A 3,068-nucleotide genomic window follows, 5' to 3' on the forward strand; every position below is an offset into this window, starting at 1 on the left:
TGCAAACTTTCGGTTTGTATCGTCTTCACACACCGCAATCTGGCCTTTCGACGCAAATTGCTTGGGTGTTATATGGTCAAGCCTCACGGGCAATTAGTATTGGTTAGCTCAACGCCTCACAGCGCTTACACACCCAACCTATCAACGTCGTAGTCTTCGACGGCCCTTTAGGGAACTCAAGGTTCCAGTGAGATCTCATCTTGAGGCAAGTTTCCCGCTTAGATGCTTTCAGCGGTTATCTTTCCCGAACATAGCTACCCGGCAATGCCACTGGCGTGACAACCGGAACACCAGAGGTTCGTCCACTCCGGTCCTCTCGTACTAGGAGCAGCCCCTCTCAAATCTCAAACGTCCACGGCAGATAGGGACCGAACTGTCTCACGACGTTCTAAACCCAGCTCGCGTACCACTTTAAATGGCGAACAGCCATACCCTTGGGACCGGCTTCAGCCCCAGGATGTGATGAGCCGACATCGAGGTGCCAAACACCGCCGTCGATATGAACTCTTGGGCGGTATCAGCCTGTTATCCCCGGAGTACCTTTTATCCGTTGAGCGATGGCCCTTCCATACAGAACCACCGGATCACTAAGACCTACTTTCGTACCTGCTCGACGTGTCTGTCTCGCAGTCAAGCGCGCTTTTGCCTTTATACTCTACGACCGATTTCCGACCGGTCTGAGCGCACCTTCGTACTCCTCCGTTACTCTTTAGGAGGAGACCGCCCCAGTCAAACTACCCACCATACACTGTCCTCGATCCGGATAACGGACCTGAGTTAGAACCTCAAAGTTGCCAGGGTGGTATTTCAAGGATGGCTCCACGCGAACTGGCGTCCACGCTTCAAAGCCTCCCACCTATCCTACACAAGCAAATTCAAAGTCCAGTGCAAAGCTATAGTAAAGGTTCACGGGGTCTTTCCGTCTAGCCGCGGATACACTGCATCTTCACAGCGATTTCAATTTCACTGAGTCTCGGGTGGAGACAGCGCCGCCATCGTTACGCCATTCGTGCAGGTCGGAACTTACCCGACAAGGAATTTCGCTACCTTAGGACCGTTATAGTTACGGCCGCCGTTTACCGGGGCTTCGATCAAGAGCTTCGCGTTAGCTAACCCCATCAATTAACCTTCCGGCACCGGGCAGGCGTCACACCCTATACGTCCACTTTCGTGTTTGCAGAGTGCTGTGTTTTTAATAAACAGTCGCAGCGGCCTGGTATCTTCGACCGGCATGAGCTTACGCAGTAAATGCTTCACCCTCACCGGCGCACCTTCTCCCGAAGTTACGGTGCCATTTTGCCTAGTTCCTTCACCCGAGTTCTCTCAAGCGCCTTGGTATTCTCTACCCAACCACCTGTGTCGGTTTGGGGTACGGTTCCTGGTTACCTGAAGCTTAGAAGCTTTTCTTGGAAGCATGGCATCAACCACTTCGTGTTCTAAAAGAACACTCGTCATCAGCTCTCGGCCTTAGAATCCCGGATTTACCTAAGATTCCAGCCTACCACCTTAAACTTGGACAACCAACGCCAAGCTGGCCTAGCCTTCTCCGTCCCTCCATCGCAATAACCAGAAGTACAGGAATATTAACCTGTTTTCCATCGACTACGCTTTTCAGCCTCGCCTTAGGGACCGACTAACCCTGCGTCGATTAACGTTGCGCAGGAAACCTTGGTCTTTCGGCGTGGGTGTTTTTCACACCCATTATCGTTACTCATGTCAGCATTCGCACTTCTGATACCTCCAGCAAGCTTCTCAACTCACCTTCACAGGCTTACAGAACGCTCCTCTACCGCATCACTTGCGTGATACCCGTAGCTTCGGTGTATGGTTTGAGCCCCGTTAAATCTTCCGCGCAGGCCGACTCGACTAGTGAGCTATTACGCTTTCTTTAAAGGGTGGCTGCTTCTAAGCCAACCTCCTAGCTGTCTAAGCCTTCCCACATCGTTTCCCACTTAACCATAACTTTGGGACCTTAGCTGACGGTCTGGGTTGTTTCCCTTTTCACGACGGACGTTAGCACCCGCCGTGTGTCTCCCATGCTCGGCACTTGTAGGTATTCGGAGTTTGCATCGGTTTGGTAAGTCGGGATGACCCCCTAGCCGAAACAGTGCTCTACCCCCTACAGTGATACATGAGGCGCTACCTAAATAGCTTTCGAGGAGAACCAGCTATCTCCGAGCTTGATTAGCCTTTCACTCCGATCCACAGGTCATCCGCTAACTTTTCAACGGTAGTCGGTTCGGTCCTCCAGTTAGTGTTACCCAACCTTCAACCTGCCCATGGATAGATCGCCCGGTTTCGGGTCTATTCCCAGCGACTAGACGCCCTATTAAGACTCGCTTTCGCTACGCCTCCCCTATTCGGTTAAGCTTGCCACTGAAAATAAGTCGCTGACCCATTATACAAAAGGTACGCAGTCACCCAACAAAGTGGGCTCCCACTGCTTGTACGCATACGGTTTCAGGATCTATTTCACTCCCCTCTCCGGGGTTCTTTTCGCCTTTCCCTCACGGTACTAGTTCACTATCGGTCAGTCAGTAGTATTTAGCCTTGGAGGATGGTCCCCCCATATTCAGACAAAGTTTCTCGTGCTCCGTCCTACTCGATTTCACTGCAAAGATGTTTTCGCGTACAGGGCTATCACCCACTATGGCCGCACTTTCCAGAGCGTTCCGCTAACATCAATACAGCTTAAGGGCTGGTCCCCGTTCGCTCGCCACTACTAAGGGAATCTCGGTTGATTTCTTTTCCTCAGGGTACTTAGATGTTTCAGTTCCCCTGGTTCGCTTCTTGCACCTATGTATTCAGTACAAGATAACCATCTTATGATGGTTGGGTTCCCCCATTCAGACATCTCCGGATCAAAGTCTGTTTGCCGACTCCCCGAAGCTTTTCGCAGGCTACCACGTCTTTCATCGCCTCTGACTGCCAAGGCATCCACCGTATGCGCTTCTTCACTTGACCATATAACCCCAAGCAATCTGGTTATACTATGAAGACGACATTCGCCGAAAACTTGCAATTACTCACAAATTTTACCTTAGCCTGAATAAACACCAGTGAAAGTG

General features: G+C 51.2%; 1 rRNA gene. It reads right to left on the reverse strand.

The features are described from left to right. Positions 1 to 72 precede the first annotated feature (72 nt). Positions 73 to 2,964, reverse strand: a 23S ribosomal RNA gene (locus V6F78_RS22215). Positions 2,965 to 3,068: the final 104 nt, after the last annotated feature.

Source organism: Pseudomonas sp. ESBL9, from assembly GCF_036668715.1.
GTDB classification, from domain to species: Bacteria; Pseudomonadota; Gammaproteobacteria; order Pseudomonadales; family Pseudomonadaceae; genus Aquipseudomonas; species Aquipseudomonas lundensis.